Source organism: Mycobacteroides salmoniphilum (assembly GCF_004924335.1).
Lineage (GTDB): Bacteria > Actinomycetota > Actinomycetes > Mycobacteriales > Mycobacteriaceae > Mycobacterium > Mycobacterium salmoniphilum.
On sequence record NZ_CP024633.1, the window covers coordinates 122,583 to 138,757 of the forward strand.

Genomic DNA, 16,175 nt, shown 5'->3' on the forward strand with positions numbered 1-16,175 from the left:
GCAACTCTCGCTGCTGTCGCCGCGGTAGGCGAGCGTTGCTGCGTGGCATCTGCCGAGACCAATCCGCACCTCGCTGCCCTGGCACCGCGGCTCGATGAGATCGCGCGCCTCCTCGGTGTCCGATCGGTACTGATCATGCGTTCGGAACCCGGTGCGATGGCTGTCGCTGCCACGGCCGGAGAGGCGGCCGAGCACTACGCCGTCGGGGCCGTCGGTAAGAAAGCGGGAGATGACCCGGGCAAGGTCCCTCTGTACTGCGAGCACGTGGTGGACACCGGTGACGAGGTCTTCGTGCGGGATTCGCGGGTCGACAAGCGTTTCGCGGGCAACGAGGACGAAATCGAGTTCGGCCTCACCAACTACCTAGGGCTTCCCGTTCACGACTCGGCCGGTGAGGTCGTCGGGACCGTTTGTGTGCTTGACGAGGTAGCGCGCGAGTACACGTCGGCAGAGCGCGACGAGCTGGTGGGTTTGCGTGTCCACGTTGAGTCGATTATCCGAGCCGATCGGTCAGCACTGGGCTGAATCGCAGGTGCGGAAACCAGTCACAGTAGTGTTCAGCGGGTGATCGACCTCAAATTCCTGCGTGAAAACCCCGACGTGGTGCGTGCCTCGCAGCGTCTGCGGGGCGAGGACCCGGCACTCGTGGATGTGCTCCTCGACGCCGATACGGCACGGCGGGCGGCGGTGTCGACCGGCGATACATTGCGCGCAGAGCAAAAGACGGCAAGTAAGAAGGTGGGCCAGGCGACGCCCGAGGAGCGCCCCGCGCTGTTGGCTGCCGCCTCTGAACTCGCGACGAAAGTCAAGGCCGCCGAAGCCGAGCAGGTGGTCGCAGAGGCCGCATTCACCGAGGCACACAAGGCGATCAGCAATGTGGTCATCGACGGGGTTCCGGCCGGTGGCGAGCAGGATTTTGTGGTACGCGAGCTGGTGGGCGAGCCGACTGTCATCGAAAACCCCAGGGATCATGTGGAATTGGGTGAGTCGCTGCGCCTGTTCGACATGGAGCGCGGTGCGAAGGTCTCCGGTGCCCGGTTCTACTTCCTCACCGGATATGGAGCGCTGCTGCAACTTGGTCTGCTGCAGTTGGCCGTGCAGACCGCGGTGGCCAACGGCTTCACCCTGCTGATTCCCCCCGTGCTGGTCAAGCCCGAAATCATGGGAGGCACAGGGTTTTTGGGCGCCCACGCCGATGAGGTGTACCACCTCGAGGAGGACGACCTATATCTGGTGGGCACCTCGGAGGTGCCGATCGCCGGGTACCACTTAGGGGAGATCCTCGACCTGAATGATGGACCGCTGCGGTACGCCGGATGGTCCAGCTGTTTCCGCCGCGAGGCCGGGAGCTATGGCAAGGACACCCGCGGCATCATCCGGGTACACCAGTTCGACAAGGTGGAGGCCTTCGTCTACTGCAAGCCCGAGGACGCCGAGGCCGAACACACCAAGATCCTGGGCTGGGAGCGTCAGATGCTGGCCCACATTGATGTGCCGTACCGCGTGATCGATGTTGCGGCAGGCGATTTGGGATCATCGGCGGCACGCAAGTTTGACTGTGAGGCGTGGGTGCCGACACAGCAGGCCTACCGCGAACTGACCTCCACCTCCAACTGCACCACCTTCCAGGCGAGGCGGCTGGCCGTGCGATACCGCGACGAGAACGGTAAGCCGCAAACGGCCGCGACACTCAACGGCACACTGGCGACCACGCGGTGGCTGGTGGCGATCCTGGAGAACCACCAGCTACCCGACGGCAGTGTTCGGGTACCCGCGGCCCTGGTTCCCTTCGTGGGAACCGAAGTGTTGGAACCCACATGAGCAAGATGCTCGACGTCGAGCTGGACGAATTGCGTAGCTGGTTCGGCTTCGGGGTGGCCGGGAACTTCGCCGGGCATCTCGAACAGGCCGGGGAGTCAGCGGATTTCGTGAATGTGGCGTCAAACGGTGTCGCGCCGAAGGGAATCTTCCCCTGGTACGTGCCCGGTGATGGTGGGTTCCTGGGGCAGTTCCCGCTCTCGCACGATGAGACGGTGCTGCCCGAGAGCGACACTCCGCTGAACCTGCAGATCGAACCCGAGGTGGGGCTGGCATGCCGGGTGCATTGGCGCGGTGACGTCGTCGCCTCACTGGAGCCGTTCGCGCTGGGGGCTTTCAACGACTGCTCGATCCGCCGGCCCAACGCTCCCAAGATCAGTGACAAGAAGAACTGGGGAGCGGCATCCAAAGGCGTTGCGCGACAGTTCTTTGAGGTCAGCGATCTCACTCCCGACGGACCCACCGCCACCCTGCGGCTGAACTGTCACCTGCACACCGCGGACGGACAACAGCACGAGTACGGCGTGGACAGCCCACTGCTTGGATACTCCTACTACGGCGAGGTGCTCCTGGACTGGATCACCGAGCGGCTGGACAACCAAAAGGGTTCGCCGGACACGCCGCTGGAGGATGTGGGCGCACTCATGGTGGCCGCCGGGCACCCCGCGCATGTGCTGATCGGTATCGGGGCCACCAAGTACACGAAACTGGGCGAGTCCACGTATCTACAAGCAGGCGACGAGGCGGTGGTGCGCGTCTACAGCACCGGATCCGCTGAGGCATCCGAGCTGCGGCAGCGGGTACGCAACGTCCGCTAGGTGGGACGGCCGGGTCCGGACTGCTGAGTTCGCGCTAGCGTCGGAATATGACCGAAGGCGTGACATCGGATTCGTACCGGGAACTTTCTGAAAGCGGTGTGCAGAAACACAATAGCCGGATGATCAGGCTGCTCCGCCAGAACAATGGCAAGCTCCCCGGAGTATCCGATGACGAGATGCCGGTGCTCATCCTGTCGATCACCGGCGCAAAATCGGGAATCGAACGGCTGACACCACTGGGGTACTTTGAGCACGACGGGCGCAGGTTCATTGTGGGGTCCAACGGCGGACAGCAGGAACCCCCATCGTGGATCTTCAATGTGCGCACCCATCCCGCGGTGACCGTCGAGATCGTTCCGGACGTCTACAATGCCGTTGTCCGCGAGTTGGATTCGAGTGAGCGCGACGAGATGTTCCCGGCGCTGGTGGCCAGGTACGCGTTCTTCGGCGACTACCAGTCGCGGATTGACCGGGTGATTCCGATGTTCGAGTTGGTACCGGCTTAGCCGAGCTTCTTGGACCGCAGCTCGTGGCCCTTGGAGGTCAGGCAGCGGCCGGTCTCCAGGTTCCAGTCCCATCCGTGCAGATTGCAGGTGAGCGTCTTTCCCTCCACCACACCAAATTTCGATAGGTCGGCCTTCAGGTGTGGGCAGCGGCGCTGTATCTCCCAGCCATCCAGGGTGATCGAGGCACTGTCGTCATGGGCCTCGGCGAACCAACCGTCGGCGTAGGCGATGCGCTCGTTGGTGAGGCATTTGAAGAAGGTGTACAGATACTCGTTGTAGCCGCCCACCCGCCAGGCCTTGAATCGGGTGGACAAGAAGATGGTGTTCACCCAGTCCGGTTCGGCATCGCGCAGCACCGTGCGTACCAGCTCAGGCGCGATCTCGAAGCCATAGCGGTACTTCTCGTTAGGAATCGGTTCGCGGACAATGCGTTTAGGAAAATCGAGCACCACGGTCTCGGCGCCGAGGCGCAGTTCCACGGGATAGCCGATGCCGTCGCAGATCTGGTCGGTCTGCGCCATGATCGGCTCGAACGTGGCGCGCAGCGGCTCCAGCAGTCGTTCGCCCGTAGCGGGCGCCCAGGAGGCTTTCTCGGCGGCTAGCACGGGAGCCATCCGTTGGGCGTATTCCTCGATGTATGCGGCCTTCCCGGCGCCGAAGATGTGCTCGGCCTCTTCGTCCGATACCGGGTGTACCAGCGAATTCAATTCGGAGGCAGTGAAATCGGCGATCGTACCGGGAATCATCAGCAGACCCCTGTCGTGGCCGTGCTGTCGCATCTGGTCCAGGAACACCAGCTGGTCCGGGAAGATGTTCGCCGGATCACCGCGGTCGTCGTTGAGGTCACGCAGCTCTGCATCCAGAAAACACGGCGGTCCGGCAGACGGGATCACCCAGGTGGCGCCGACCTGTGCGATGTACTGGCGGCACCGGTCCATCTGCCGTTGCCGCTTCTGGGTGCCAAAGGCCTCCTTGGCGCGGACGGGCATGTCGTAGACCATCGGGTACCAGATGGCCCCCGAGTACTGCAGCATGTGCACGTCGATATGACCGAACTCTTCGGCCAGCACATCGAGGTCGACGGGGCGGGCGTCGTTCATGTTAAAAGCCGTAGTGGTGCCGTCAGACACCACGAGCCCGGAGTCGCCGATGGGCCCGTCGGCGGGTGCTCTCAGCGCGATGATCATGATGTCCAGATCGCCCTTGGGGCCGCTCACACGGTGCTTCACTGAGGTCTCGGTCTCCACGAATGTGTGGAAACCCAGCCCTTCGAGCTCGCGCTTCAGGTCCGGTACCGGATAGTCGGGCAGCAGCACCACCGCGTCCTTGTTGACGTGGTCGGTCAGATTCTTCGGGTCGTAGTGGTCCTTGTGCAGATGCGAGACGTAGAGGTAGTCGCAGTTCCCGAGTCGGTCCCAGTCCAGGGTGCTGTTATCGGGGAACGGGAACCAGGAAGCGAAGTACGCGGGGTTGACCCAGGGGTCGCAGAGGATGCTGCCCGCAGCCGTCTCGATGAAGAATCCGGCGTGGCCGACACTGGTGACTCGCATGACCCCCAGCCTATCGAGCTGCGATTACGGTGCAAAAAGGTGCGTAAGACGCCGGAAAATGCATCAAAATCCCCTTGTATAGAGACGCTACGTAAAATCGGCCTGTGTCCACTGCCGATGGCCTCACTGCCGACGTACTGACCGTGATCGCGCGGCTTAACCGCTGGGTATCCAGCCAGGCCGAGCTGCCTGTACCCACCGCGCAGGCGCGGCTGCTGGCACTCGTGGGTGAGATGGAGGACGCGCGGATCTCGGACCTGGCTCAGGCCGACCACTGCAGCCAGCCCACCATGACCGTGCAGTTGAAGCGGCTCCAGGATGTCGGGTACGTCGAGCGACGGGTGGATTCCGCCGACAAGCGGGCGCAGCGCATCAAGCTGACCGCACGGGGACGCGAGGCTCTTGTTGCCATGCGCGCGCAGCGGCAGCGCGTTCTGGATCCGTGGCTGAGCACGCTGCCGTCCGATGAGCAGCGCACGCTTGCCGAGGCCGCCAGGATCCTCGGAGGCCTCACCCGCCGGATGGCTGCGCAGGTCGATCGGTCACCAGACCCCGACGACGTATTCCCACAGGGCAAGGGATAGCGCGCCCAATAGCGCGACGACGAACGAGGCACCGACCGTGTAGGGCACCGCATGGTGTGGTCGGAGCCGTTGCGCCGTCAGACCGGCTCCGGCCCCGAAGCCGCCGATGACGGCGAAACCGCCCAGCACCAAGTAGAAAACGGCGCCAAACATCGCTGCCCAGATATTGGCTGGACCGCTGACGTAACCCGCCATCGGCACCGGAAACCGGTATGCGACCGCAGTCAGCGCCGCCGCGATAGGACCGAATCCGATCGCGCAGGCCGCGCCCAGTACCGCACAGCGCATGTCCCGTTGCATCATTCGGCCTCGAACAAGTGCCGCAGATAGACGCGCGGATCGGAAAGAAAACGCTGCCAGTGCCCCACCATCTCCAGATCGTTCCAATCGCATTGCTGCACACCATCTTCCCCGAACTCCAGGATGGTGGCGCCAGGAAATGCCGCGAGCACGGGGGAGTGGGTGGCCATGATGACCTGAGATCCCGCGGCGACCACGGCGTCGAGCATCGCCATCAATTGCAGGGACGAGGTGAAGGACAGTGCCGCCTCGGGTTCGTCGAGGATGAACAGCCCGCGCTCCATGTCGCGTTCGGCAAGGAACGCCAGAAACGACTCGCCATGCGAGCGCTCATTGAGCCTGCCGTCGAAGATCTGTTCCGGGGTGCGTTGGTCGACCGTCGTGAACAGCTGGTGCATCGCCTCGGCGCGTAAGAAACAGCCCCCGCCGGGACGCGGGTGCTCGGCATCGAAGGTGACGGCCCACGAGAGATCGGTGTCTTCACGGCCGGGTGGTGGCGCCCAGTATTTGACCGCACCCGGAAGCCGCACCGGGTTGCCTAGGGGGTCGATACCTCCCCATGACGTGGCCACCGACTCCAGGAACGTGGACTTGCCCGAGCCGTTCTCCCCGACGATCACGGTGACGCCGGTGGTCAACCGAAGAGGCTCTCTCGCGATCTGTGCTATCGCAGGAATTTCCAAATACCAAGCATCGGGCTGCTTTTCACGATTGATCGCGATCTGGCGCAGGATCACTCGTCGATGGTATCGGGACTCGTCCTTCTCAGGGAGAGGGATGTACTCTGGAGAACATTCTGAAAAACAGAATGCTCCTATCGCTAGAAACCGTTGGACCTGGGGTTTCTCGCGCACCTACGGTTGAGACATGACCTTGAAAACTCGGTTGACCCACCATTTAGGCATCGAGCATCCGGTGGTCCTGGCGCCGATGGATGATGTTGCCGATGCGCGCCTTGCTAGCGCCGTCGGCGCGGCAGGTGGGCTGGGCCTACTCGGTGGCGGCTACACGAACGAGGCGTGGGTTCGCCAACAGTTTGAGCGGGCGCGGGGCGCCGTGGGATGCGGGTTCATCACCTGGACCCTGAACGGCAACGAGGATGTCCTTGATTTCGTGTTGGAACAGAGTCCCGCAGCGATTTTCCTGTCATTCGGAGACCCCGCGCCCTATGCGCCGCGGATCCGCGCCGCCGGGGTGCCACTGATCTGCCAGGTCCACAACATCGAGCAGGCGTTCCGGGCCGTCGAGGTGGGTGCCGACGTCATCGCCGCCCAGGGGGGAGAAGCGGGCGGACACGGGGCAGGACAACGATCGACGTTCACCCTGGTGCCCGAGATCGTGGACGTCGTCGCGAAGAATGCGCCTCAGGTCCTGGTGTTGGCGGCCGGCGGAGTGGCCGATGGCCGCGGTCTGGCGGCAGCGCTGGCTCTGGGCGCCGACGGGGCCTTGGTAGGGACGCGCTTTCTGGCCGCGCAGGAAGCGGCAATCTCTCGAGCCGCCCAGCAGTCTGCCCTTCAGGCCGGCGGCGACGACACCATCCGCCAACACGTCTATGACATTGTGCGCGGCAAGAGTTGGCCGTCCGCGTACAGCGGCAGGGTATTGCGCAACGACTTCGTCAACAGGTGGCACGGCCACGAAGCCGAGCTCGTCCGGCATCTCGACCGGGCCCGTGCCGATTACCAGACAGGTTTGGCCGGTGCGGATTACACCGTCGCGAATCTGATCGTCGGCGAGGGCATTGGGCAGATACGGAGTATCGAGAGTGCCGCCGACATCATCCATTCCATGGTGGCCCAGGCCGCCGCTATCAACCCGACACACCAAGGAGTCAGCCCATGCCGCTAGTGCGTATCGACGTCACCTCGGATCGGACGCGCGAACAGCAGCGCGCCATCGCCGACGCGGTGCACGAGGCCCTGGTCGAAGTCTTGAAAATCCCTGTGCGCGACCGATTCCAGATCATTACGGGGCATGACTCGGCGGATATCATCGCCGAAGATGCGGGACTGGGATTCCACCGATCGGCGCAGGTGGTGATCGTGCACATCTTCACCCAAGCCGGCCGGACGACGGAGACCAAACAGAAGGTCTTCTCGGCGCTGGCCGTGAAGCTGGCCGCCGTTGGCGTGGCGGGCGCGGATCTGTTCGTGGCGATCAGCGAAAACGGGTCGCAGGATTGGTCTTTCGGCTTCGGGCAGGCGCAATACGTCACCGGCGAGCTGGCCGTTCCGGCCGCCGCGAGTGCGTGATCGACTCCGGTCATGGAGCTCAGTGACATCACGCATTTCCTCGCGGTTGCCGGGGCCGGCGGTATCTCTCATGCGGCGAAGCGGCTCCACACCGTGCAGTCGAATGTCAGCACCCACATCAAGGCGCTGGAAGACGAACTCGGCGTCGAGCTGTTTCGTCGGCACGCGCGGGGAGTGACCCTGACCAACGCGGGGGAAGCCTTTCTCCCGTATGCCGAGCGCATCACGGCACTGCTGAGAGAAGCCGCTCAAGTGGTCGGCGATGAGGCCGAACCCACCGGGACGCTGGCGATCGGCGCCATGGAAACCACGGCAGGCCTGCGCCTGCCCGGCATTCTGGCCGCGTATGCGGCGCACTGCCCGCGAGTCGATTTCACACTCACCACGGGTACCACGGCCGAGCTGACCGATATGGTGAACGATCATCGGCTCGATGGCGGGTTTATCTGTGGCCCCGTCGAGCATGATTCCCTGACAACGGATTTGGCTTTCGTGGAAGAGCTGGTACTGGTCACCGCCCAGCACCGCGCCGATATCCGGGAAGTCTTGGATAGGTCGGCGCGGATGCTCGTCTTCCGCAACGGCTGCGCCTATCGCGACAGGCTGCACGAGGTCTTTGTCGACCATGGCATCGCAGCCCCTCAGGTCCTTGAATTCGGGAGTCTGGAAGGAATTCTCGGATGTGTCGCGGCGGATATGGGTGCGACGCTACTTCCGGTCGCGGTCGTCACGGCATCGCAGCGTGCCTCCGCACTGCGTGTGCACCAGCTGCCGCCCGTCCAGGCCCGAGTCGAAACGCTGTTTGTCCGTCGTGCGGACTCGGCCGTCTCACCGGCGATGTCGCAGTTCCTGCGTCACCTGCAGCGCGCCGATACACCGGTGATGCTGCGATCGGTCGCGCGGTGATCACTCGTAGCGCCCGTATCCGGTGATACCCGAATCATCGGCGGCCACATAGGTCGACAACCCGACTCCCCTGCCCTCGCCGCCGCCGACCGTGGTCAGGGTGCCGTTGTCGTTGATCAGGACGATGTTGACATGCTGGCCCTTCGGGCTCGGCTCGTCGTACAGCACCATGTCGCCCGGCTTCGGTGCGTACTCGGGGGTCTCGTAGCGCCCTTGATCCTTGAGATACGCGGTGAGCGTCAACACCCCCGGAATGCGCCAGTTCCCGGAGTTCGGGTTGGCGAACGGGCGGCCGGACTCACGCATCACCCAACTGGTGAAGTCGGCGCACCACGGCTCGTCATTGCCCTCCGAGTACTTCACCATCCCGGCCTGCTCGGCGTATTCCTGCCCGAGGATCCGCACCACTGCCGCCCGTCCGGGGGTCAGCGCGGTGGTATCGACGGTGGGAAATGCCGGGCTCGCGGTGCGGGAACGGTAGAAACCGATGGCGCCGCCCGCCGCCACCACCAGGGTTGCGACGAGTGCAACCAGTAACAGGGCCCGGCGGGTCGACAGACGCATGCGATCCAGATTACGGAAATTTGCCGCGGGGCCGCTTCTAGGCAGGGTTAGTCTTCGGCGTCCCACAGTCGCCGGTAGTAGGCCATGCGTTCAGGGTCCGCCGCCACGCCGTATCCCTCGAAGAAGGCGGTGTCCCAGCCTTCGCCGTAGTTCCACGCCAATGACCAGCTGGCAACCGCGAGGTCGGCCCAGCGATCGGCAACCCCTACATCGCCGAAATCCACATGTCCGCACCAGTTCCCGGCGTCATCCACGAGAGTGTTGGGCGCGCACGCGTCGCCGTGACACACCACCAGGCGATCGATCGGTGGATGCTGCGTCAGCGCCTCCGGATGGGCGATGCGGGCCACGCGGTCGGCCACCGCCCAGCTGTACGGACAGTCGTCGGCGGGCAGTCGGTCATGCAGCGCGCGCAGTCCGGAACCGATGGCGCGCACTGCGGGCTCGGGGTTGGCTATCCAGCGGGGCGCGACCGCGCTGTGGCCGGGCACACCGGCGGTGTGTAGCCAATGCAGCGGGCCGTCGGTGTCGACGCCCAGGACCCGGGGAACCGTCGTGTAGTGGCCCGCCCAGGCGAGCTTCTCGGCCTCGACACGCAGGTCAATGGCCGGATGAGGCGCCGATACCTTCACGAATTCACGGCCCGGCCCGTCGCCGATCTGAAACGTGTGACCGCCAATTTCGTTGTGCCACACCGGGAGTATCGGTCGTCCTGCCGCGATATGGGACAGGATCTCGGGAATGGCCACCGGCTCGATCGGAATCGTCACCGTTCCAGTCTGCCCGTCATCGGGCGGCGGGTAGCGTGCCGGACGTGAACCTCAACGACTTCCAGGCGCTCTACGACTTGTCGGGACGTACCGCGATTGTCACCGGCGGGACCCGCGGAATCGGATACGCCATCGCCGAGGCCCTCGGTGCCTGCGGGGCATCGGTGGTGGTGTCCAGCCGCAAGGCCGAGGCCTGTACCTCCGCGGCGAAGGAGCTACAGGACAAGGGGTATCGGGCGCTTGGCGTGCCCGCCCATATGGGCGACCTGAGTGATATCGACGGGCTGGTCGCGAGCGCGGTCGACGAGTACGGCGGCGTCGACATCGTGGTCAACGCGGCGGCCAACCCGGTCGCGCAGCCCATGGGCAGCTACACGCCGGAGGCGCTGGGTAAGTCGTTCGACGTCAACGTGCGTGGTCCGGTGTTTCTGGTGCAGGCGGCGCTGCCGCACTTGACCGCCAGTGAGCATGCCTCGGTGCTCAATGTGGTGTCGGTGGCCGCTTTTCAGTATGTGCCGATGTTGTCGATGTACGCGGCCATGAAGGCCACGCTCATGTCCTTCACCCGGTCGATGGCCGCCGAGTACACCGGTCGCGGCATCCGGGTAAACGCGCTGGCCCCCGGCACCGTCGATACCTACATGCTGCAACAGAACCCGCAGGAGATCATCGACGCCATGGCGGCGCAGTCCTTCATGGGGCGCCTGGCGTCCACCGACGAGATGATCGGCCCGGCGCTACTGCTGTTGTCGGACGCGGGCTCGTTCATCACGGGTCAGGTGATCGTGGCCGACGGCGGCGGTCTTGTGCAGCGTTAGACGGGTATCGAGTGCACCGGGTGGACCGGCAGCGCTAGGCTCGTCACGTGGAGCCTGTTTATGGAACGGTGATCGGGCTTGCCCGTACCGTCTGGGCCGTTCAAGGCCTGAAATTCACCGTTACGGGTGTTGAGAACCTGCCGACCGAAGGCGGGGCGGTCGTGGCGATCAACCACACCGGGTACATGGATTTCACCTTCGCCGGGCTGCCGGCGTTCCTTCAGAAAAAGGGACGCAAGGTGCGGTTCATGGCCAAGAAGGAAACCTTCGACAACAAGATCACCGGCCCCATCATGCGGGGCTGTCGGCACATCTCGGTCGACCGCGTCGATGGGGCCGCGTCCTACGCCGAGGCCGTCGACAAGCTCAAGGCGGGTGAACTGGTGGGCGTGTACCCGGAGGCGACCATCAGCCGCAGCTTTGAGATCAAGGAATTCAAATCAGGGGCCGCACGCATGGCCATCGAGGCCGGCGTGCCGATCGTCCCGCATGTCGTCTGGGGCGCGCAGCGCATCTGGACCAAGGGGCATCCCAAGAATCTCGGTCGCACCAATACGCCGATCTCCATTGCGGTGGGCGCCCCTATCGAGCCGACGCTGCCGGTTTCGGAGCTCACCGCGCTGCTCCATGCACGCATGCAACACCTGTTGCTGGAGGTGCAGGACGACTACGGCCAGCATCCGGCCGGAGAGTACTGGGTGCCGCATCGGCTGGGTGGGTCCGCGCCGACCTTGGCCGAGGCCGCACAGTGGGATGCGCAGGACGCTGCCGAGCGCAAGGCACAACGCGCCGCTCGCGAGGCAGAAAAGCAGGCCCAGAAAGACAGCTAGATGGAACCGGTTTACCGACTCCTCGAAATCACGGCCAACGCGGCGGTCTTCCTCACCGGGACGACAATCAGATATCGAGGTCTGGGGCAGGTCCCGTCCGGCGGCGGTGCGGTGATCGCGATCAACCACACCAGTTACGTCGACTTTCTTCCGGCGGGTTTGGCGACGGTCCGCGCCGGTCGGCGGCTGCGGTTCATGCTTAAGGCAGAAATGCAGGAGGTGCCTATCATGAACTTCCTGATCAAACACGCCAAGGCGATTCCCGTCGACCGCAGCGCGGGTCACGGCGCCTACGAGGCGGCGGTCGATAGCCTGCGTCGCGGCGAGATCGTCGGGGTGTACCCGGAGGCCACTATCAGCCGTAGCTTCGAGCTCAAGGAATTCAAGAGCGGCGCCGCCCGGATGGCTCATGAGGCCGGCGTACCGATCGTTCCGCTCATCGTCTGGGGGGCTCAGCGCATCTGGACCAAGGACCATCCAAAAAACCTGGGACACAGCAAAATCCCCGTCAATGTCGCTGTCGGACCGCCGCTGGCGCCGTCCTCGGATTTCGATCGCACGACGGCCGAGTTGCACGACGCGATGGAGCAGCTGTTGACCCAGGCGCAGCAGGACTATCCGGAAGAACCCGGCGCGTACTGGCTGCCCAGGCGTCTGGGCGGTAGTGCCCCCACCCCGGAGGAAGCCACCGCGCTCGAGGAGTCGGAATGGGCAGAACGCGCCCGCAAGAGGGCCCAGAAGAAGACGGGACCGGACCGCCCGTGAATCCTCCCGCCCTCATCGCGTCCGACGTGGACGGGACGCTGATCGATTCCGACGAGCTGCTGTCGCCGCGCACCCGTGCGGTCATCGCCGCTGCGGTCGAATCGGGTACTACGTTCATCCTTGCCACCGGACGTCCGCCCCGTTGGATCACCCCGATCGTCGAGGCTCTCGGTTTCGCGCCGATCTCGGTGTGCGCCAATGGATCCGTTCTGTACGACGCGGACAGCGACCGGATCATCTCGGCGGCCACACTCGGCCCGGCGGAGCTCGCCGTGCTGGCCGAGGTTGCGCAAGCCGCCATCCCCGGGGTGGGTCTGGCGGTGGAGCGGGTCGGCCGCAGCGCACATGACGCCGCGACACCGCAATTCGTCAGCTCGCCCGGATACGAGCATGCCTGGCTGAATCCCGATAACACCGAGGTGTCGCTAGACGACCTGCTGAGCTTTCCGGCGGTGAAGCTGTTGGTGCGCAAGGCCGGAGCCCGTAGCGCAGACATGGCCGAGATCCTCGCGCCGCTGGTGACCGAGGCGGGTGCGGCCATCACCTATTCCACCGACAACGGGCTCATCGAGGTGATGCCCACCGGGATCAGCAAGGCCAGCGGAATCGCCGTGGTGGCGGATCAGGTTGGGGTGCAGCCGGAATCGGTCATCGCCTTTGGCGATATGCCCAATGACGTGGCGATGCTGCGCTGGGCTGGACACGGGGTGGCCATGGGCAACGCGCACCCGGATGCGCGCGCCGCCGCCGACGAGATCACTGCCACCAACGACGATGACGGGGTGGCCAAGGTTCTCGAACGCTGGTGGGGCTGAGACATTTAACGTCTGAGCTTCCGGCGGTGCGTTAGGCGGCGGGTGCGAACTGCTCGACCGGGGGCGCCGGGGGAGGCGGAGCCGGTGCGGGCGGTGGCGGCGCGGCCGGCGGCGCGGGGGCCGAGAACTGTTCGGGTAAGGCGTTCTGTGCCACCGGTGCCACCCCGAGTATCTCGCGGGTTTCGCCGTTGATCACACTCGACACCCGGCCGCTGGCCCGGTCGTAGATCAGGGAGCCGTTCTGGAAGTTCTGCACGATGATGTTCGGCTCACCCAGCTCGTCGCCAACGGGGAGCCCCAGCGAGCCACGCTCGAAATCTGTTTCGGCCCAGGCGTGGTAGATCGCCCCGACGACGGGGTGGGTGCCGGTGCCGGGCGAGAAGTACATTGCTCCGTTGCGGAAGGTGGCGAAGCGGGCGTCACCGACAGCCTGTTGTTCAGTGGACGTGGGTGCGCCCAGCGCGCTGTCGGTACTGCCGAGCCTCATCCAGGTGTCGTAGATGGCGCCGCCGCGCATCGCGTCGACGAGATCAGGCGGGTCGCCGTTCGCGGCACCCGCGGCGATGTCACGCAGCCGGGGTATCAAGCGGTAGGCGGCTTCACCCGGGCATTCGGTGTTTCCGACGTCACGGTGCGTGAAAATGGTAGGCAGCGTCACGACTTTTCCTCCGGGCACGGTGGTGAAGGGTCCGCCCTCCGACGCCAGGTCCACTTGTCCACGCGGATCCACCCCGGCGAGCCGAAGACGCCAGCCCAGCATGCGGCCCGCGGATTGCAGCATTGCGGGGGAGGGCTCGTCACGGGTGAAGTCACCGATCAGTGCGAGGCCCCAGCTGTGCTCGTTGAATCCGCCGGTGTGAGCGCCCTGCACGTTGTTGGTGATACCGCCGAAGCGGCCCTCGAAGATCTGTCCGTACTTATCCACCAGCACGTTGTAGGCGATGTCGCACCACTTGAGAGTTTTGGTGTGATACGCGTAGATCGCCCGGATGATGGCGGCGGAATCGTAGGGCGAATAGTTATTGCTTCCGGCGGTGTGGTGAACCACTCCCGCGCGTACGTCTCTGTTGTAAACCGGTGGGCACCGGTCTGATTCGTTGGCGCCCCATTGGGCGCGGGTGATGATCCGTGGGCCGGCCTGGGGCAGCGCTATCGGCGCCGACCAGCGCTCTTCCAACCGTGCCCCATCGGGGGGCGCCAGCTTGGGGCTGATCAGGATGGCATCGAGTCCGGTGGTCAATGGCTGTTCGATGCTCGCGGGCCGATAACCCAAACCAGGGTCGGCCGAGGTCCGGCCACCGTCGGCTCTCGGTGGCTTCACGTTCGCGCCGTACCTGGGTTGCACCGCGATCTGGGCGGAGTGAGTGGTGCCGACAAATACCGGTTCGGTCGCCGCGGGGATGCCCTTGTCTGGGGCCACCGGATCGCCCGACTCAACGGGGTGGAGTTCGTACCACTGCCCCCAGCCGCCGTCGGCTTGTTGTGCCCGCACAGAAACGTTCACGGAGGCCAGGTCCTCACCACGGACGGCGATAAGGCTGAAGGAGTCGGCCTGCTGGATGTCGTGCACGGTGGCCGGTGTGTTCTGGCCGGGTAGTCCGACCTCGGCGGTCAGCACGTCGTGCGTCGCGGCATTCTGCAAGGACTGCGTGGTGATGGCGGTCTCTTCGGCCTGCTCGGGCTTGAGGTGATCGACCACGCTGACGGTCATCACCGTCGCGGTCGCGGCAAGAGCCAGCGCAAGCTGCCGTCTCATGGGCATCTTGCTGACTCGTACTGGCACGTCGTCTCTCCTGGATCACACCGGACGCGCCGCAAGGAGCGACGCGACCACCAGGGATGTTACGTATGGGACAAATGTGACTAGTGATTCGACACGCGTCAAATGTCGATCTTGATATTTGGCGGGTTGGTCACACGCAACGACACCGCAGAGCCTCTATGCCCTGCGGTGCCGTTTCGCTATCTAGCTTGTGTGTCGGGCCTAGCCGGCCGGCGCCGGAGCCGCCGCGGAGGCGGCCGCCGGGATGGCGCCCTTGATGAGGTCAACCGCCTGGGTGATGCCCAGCTGGTTGACGGCCCCCATCGCGTCGCTGATCAGGCTGCTGCCGCCGCCCAATCCGCTGCCGCCGCCGAGTCCGCTGGGCGTACCGAGGCCCGCCAGCGAGGGGTCGGCAAGTGCCGGGTTGGTCAGGCCGGTGCCCAGTGCCGGGTTTGGCGTGATTGGGACTTCGCCAGCGGGGGAGGTCAGACCCGCGGTGCCTGCGGCCGGATCGGTGAGCGCCGGGTTCACGCCCGTCGCGGGAGTGAGTCCCGCGGTGCTCGCCGGGGCGGCCGGGTTGGTCAGGCCGGGGTTGGTCAGCGCCGGATCGGTCAGGCTCGGGGTGGTGGCTCCACCCGGGCTGGTGAGGCCGGGGTTGGTCAGAGCGGGGTTCGTCAGCGACGTGGACGGGCTGGTCAGACCGCCTGGCGTGGTGAGACCGCCGGGGGCGAGCGCCGGGTTGGCGCCACCGAGGCTACCGAGCCCTCCACCACCCAGGCCGGGGATGTTGAGACCGGAAAGCCCGGGGATCTGCACGCCGAACTGTGACGTCATCTGTTGAACGGCGCCCATGAGCTCGCCGGGGAGGTCTGACACGATCGCGGCCTGCACGAATTCCTGCTGTGAAGGCGCGGGCGCGGCGGCCTGCGTCATGTTGGTCGCGAGGGCGATGGCAAACGGACTTGCAACGGCCAGCGCGGCGACCGAGCTCAAGGCTGTCGAAAGCCGGCGGCGGCGACGATTAGGCACGGAAGTCTCCTCAATATCGGGTCGATCACTTATGGTGTACTGCGGTTTTGCGTTTTCTGTGACGGGATTTCCCGTAGGTGTCGGATCG

General features: G+C 65.0%; 19 protein-coding genes. 12 read left to right on the top strand and 7 right to left on the bottom strand.

Translation table 11 applies throughout. The features are described 5' to 3' along the window. Positions 1 to 42 precede the first annotated feature (42 nt). The 4 genes from DSM43276_RS00625 to DSM43276_RS00640 are packed head-to-tail and all read left to right on the top strand — an operon-like array spanning position 43 to position 3,142. Entirely contained in the window at positions 43 to 525 is a 483-nt protein-coding gene (locus tag DSM43276_RS00625; RefSeq protein ID WP_078330269.1) for a GAF domain-containing protein, read from the top strand. A gap of 39 nt (positions 526 to 564) precedes the next feature. Then, positions 565 to 1,821 carry a serine--tRNA ligase gene (serS, locus tag DSM43276_RS00630; protein ID WP_078330270.1) on the top strand — a complete coding sequence of 419 codons (1,257 nt, stop codon included), beginning with the start codon at positions 565 to 567 and terminating at the stop codon, positions 1,819 to 1,821. A gap of 5 nt (positions 1,822 to 1,826) precedes the next feature. Beyond that, positions 1,827 to 2,636: a DUF5718 family protein gene (locus tag DSM43276_RS00635; RefSeq protein ID WP_078330316.1), complete on the top strand. Its 810-nt coding sequence runs from the start codon at positions 1,827 to 1,829 to the stop codon at positions 2,634 to 2,636. A 47-nt stretch (positions 2,637 to 2,683) separates the two neighbouring features. After that, positions 2,684 to 3,142 (top strand): nitroreductase family deazaflavin-dependent oxidoreductase, encoded by a 459-nt coding sequence (locus DSM43276_RS00640; RefSeq protein ID WP_078330271.1) that lies wholly within the window; start codon positions 2,684 to 2,686, stop codon positions 3,140 to 3,142. On the opposite strand, the gene DSM43276_RS00645 is transcribed toward DSM43276_RS00640, so the two are convergent. Further along, positions 3,139 to 4,692 (bottom strand): MBL fold metallo-hydrolase, encoded by a 1,554-nt coding sequence (locus tag DSM43276_RS00645; protein WP_078330272.1) that lies wholly within the window; start codon positions 4,690 to 4,692, stop codon positions 3,139 to 3,141. The two genes, DSM43276_RS00640 and DSM43276_RS00645, sit on opposite strands and share 4 nt — an antisense overlap. Positions 4,693 to 4,796: 104 nt before the next feature. Here DSM43276_RS00645 and DSM43276_RS00650 point away from each other — a divergent pair, with 104 nt between their 5' ends. Continuing rightward, on the top strand, positions 4,797 to 5,276 hold the full coding sequence (locus DSM43276_RS00650) for a MarR family winged helix-turn-helix transcriptional regulator (protein WP_078330273.1): 480 nt from the start codon (positions 4,797 to 4,799) through the stop codon (positions 5,274 to 5,276). On the opposite strand, the gene DSM43276_RS00655 is transcribed toward DSM43276_RS00650, so the two are convergent. Then, positions 5,235 to 5,579 carry a hypothetical protein gene (locus DSM43276_RS00655; RefSeq protein ID WP_136628964.1) on the bottom strand — a complete coding sequence of 115 codons (345 nt, stop codon included), beginning with the start codon at positions 5,577 to 5,579 and terminating at the stop codon, positions 5,235 to 5,237. The genes DSM43276_RS00650 and DSM43276_RS00655 overlap by 42 nt on opposite strands. Beyond that, on the bottom strand, positions 5,576 to 6,313 hold the full coding sequence (locus DSM43276_RS00660; RefSeq protein ID WP_078330275.1) for an AAA family ATPase: 738 nt from the start codon (positions 6,311 to 6,313) through the stop codon (positions 5,576 to 5,578). The genes DSM43276_RS00655 and DSM43276_RS00660 overlap by 4 nt, the downstream gene beginning before the upstream one ends. A 130-nt stretch (positions 6,314 to 6,443) precedes the next feature. Here DSM43276_RS00660 and DSM43276_RS00665 point away from each other — a divergent pair, with 130 nt between their 5' ends. Genes DSM43276_RS00665 through DSM43276_RS00675 form a run of 3 tightly spaced genes read left to right on the top strand, consistent with a single transcriptional unit; the run spans position 6,444 to position 8,734 of the window. After that, positions 6,444 to 7,424 carry an NAD(P)H-dependent flavin oxidoreductase gene (locus DSM43276_RS00665; protein ID WP_078330276.1) on the top strand — a complete coding sequence of 327 codons (981 nt, stop codon included), beginning with the start codon at positions 6,444 to 6,446 and terminating at the stop codon, positions 7,422 to 7,424. After that, positions 7,415 to 7,828, top strand: a complete 414-nt coding sequence (locus DSM43276_RS00670) for a tautomerase family protein (protein ID WP_078330277.1) — start codon at positions 7,415 to 7,417, stop codon at positions 7,826 to 7,828. Before DSM43276_RS00665 ends, DSM43276_RS00670 begins: the two co-directional genes overlap by 10 nt. 12 nt (positions 7,829 to 7,840) lie before the next feature. After that, positions 7,841 to 8,734, top strand: a complete 894-nt coding sequence (locus DSM43276_RS00675) for a LysR substrate-binding domain-containing protein (protein ID WP_078330278.1) — start codon at positions 7,841 to 7,843, stop codon at positions 8,732 to 8,734. Here the strand turns inward: DSM43276_RS00675 and DSM43276_RS00680 are convergent, their stop codons facing one another. Together DSM43276_RS00680 and DSM43276_RS00685 are read right to left on the bottom strand one after the other, a co-directional pair. Then, positions 8,735 to 9,298, bottom strand: a complete 564-nt coding sequence (locus DSM43276_RS00680) for a CHAP domain-containing protein (RefSeq protein WP_078330279.1) — start codon at positions 9,296 to 9,298, stop codon at positions 8,735 to 8,737. It lies immediately after the preceding gene. A gap of 47 nt (positions 9,299 to 9,345) precedes the next feature. Continuing rightward, positions 9,346 to 10,068 (bottom strand): aminoglycoside 3'-phosphotransferase, encoded by a 723-nt coding sequence (locus DSM43276_RS00685; RefSeq protein WP_078330280.1) that lies wholly within the window; start codon positions 10,066 to 10,068, stop codon positions 9,346 to 9,348. 44 nt (positions 10,069 to 10,112) lie between these two features. Between DSM43276_RS00685 and DSM43276_RS00690 the strand changes: the two genes are divergently transcribed. Genes DSM43276_RS00690 through DSM43276_RS00705 form a run of 4 tightly spaced genes read left to right on the top strand, consistent with a single transcriptional unit; the run spans position 10,113 to position 13,296 of the window. After that, positions 10,113 to 10,886, top strand: coding sequence for an SDR family NAD(P)-dependent oxidoreductase (locus DSM43276_RS00690; RefSeq protein WP_078330317.1), 774 nt, complete (start codon positions 10,113 to 10,115; stop codon positions 10,884 to 10,886). 47 nt (positions 10,887 to 10,933) lie between these two features. Continuing rightward, complete coding sequence (locus tag DSM43276_RS00695) at positions 10,934 to 11,716, top strand: lysophospholipid acyltransferase family protein (RefSeq protein WP_078330281.1); 783 nt, start codon at positions 10,934 to 10,936, stop codon at positions 11,714 to 11,716. After that, complete coding sequence (locus DSM43276_RS00700; protein ID WP_078330282.1) at positions 11,717 to 12,481, top strand: lysophospholipid acyltransferase family protein; 765 nt, start codon at positions 11,717 to 11,719, stop codon at positions 12,479 to 12,481. Beyond that, a complete protein-coding gene (locus tag DSM43276_RS00705) occupies positions 12,478 to 13,296 on the top strand; it encodes an HAD family hydrolase (protein ID WP_078330283.1) in 819 nt (272 codons plus the stop codon). Before DSM43276_RS00700 ends, DSM43276_RS00705 begins: the two co-directional genes overlap by 4 nt. Positions 13,297 to 13,327: 31 nt before the next feature. Here DSM43276_RS00705 and DSM43276_RS00710 read toward each other — a convergent pair whose 3' ends face one another. Next, positions 13,328 to 15,079: an N-acetylmuramoyl-L-alanine amidase gene (locus DSM43276_RS00710; protein ID WP_078330284.1), complete on the bottom strand. Its 1,752-nt coding sequence runs from the start codon at positions 15,077 to 15,079 to the stop codon at positions 13,328 to 13,330. A gap of 201 nt (positions 15,080 to 15,280) precedes the next feature. Next, positions 15,281 to 16,087 carry a hypothetical protein gene (locus tag DSM43276_RS00715; RefSeq protein ID WP_078311346.1) on the bottom strand — a complete coding sequence of 269 codons (807 nt, stop codon included), beginning with the start codon at positions 16,085 to 16,087 and terminating at the stop codon, positions 15,281 to 15,283. Positions 16,088 to 16,175 lie beyond the last annotated feature (88 nt).

Excerpts from the sequence above, each read along its gene's own strand:
- DSM43276_RS00635 (WP_078330316.1), top strand. The coding sequence starts at position 1,827 with ATGCTCGACGTCGAGCTGGACGAATTGCGTAGCTGGTTCGGCTTCGGG.
- DSM43276_RS00640 (WP_078330271.1), top strand. The coding sequence starts at position 2,684 with ATGACCGAAGGCGTGACATCGGATTCGTACCGGGAACTTTCTGAAAGC.
- DSM43276_RS00645 (WP_078330272.1), bottom strand. The coding sequence starts at position 4,692 with ATGCGAGTCACCAGTGTCGGCCACGCCGGATTCTTCATCGAGACGGCT.
- DSM43276_RS00655 (WP_136628964.1), bottom strand. The coding sequence starts at position 5,579 with ATGATGCAACGGGACATGCGCTGTGCGGTACTGGGCGCGGCCTGCGCG.
- DSM43276_RS00665 (WP_078330276.1), top strand. The coding sequence starts at position 6,444 with ATGACCTTGAAAACTCGGTTGACCCACCATTTAGGCATCGAGCATCCG.
- DSM43276_RS00670 (WP_078330277.1), top strand. The coding sequence starts at position 7,415 with ATGCCGCTAGTGCGTATCGACGTCACCTCGGATCGGACGCGCGAACAG.
- DSM43276_RS00675 (WP_078330278.1), top strand. The coding sequence starts at position 7,841 with ATGGAGCTCAGTGACATCACGCATTTCCTCGCGGTTGCCGGGGCCGGC.
- DSM43276_RS00680 (WP_078330279.1), bottom strand. The coding sequence starts at position 9,298 with ATGCGTCTGTCGACCCGCCGGGCCCTGTTACTGGTTGCACTCGTCGCA.
- DSM43276_RS00700 (WP_078330282.1), top strand. The coding sequence starts at position 11,717 with ATGGAACCGGTTTACCGACTCCTCGAAATCACGGCCAACGCGGCGGTC.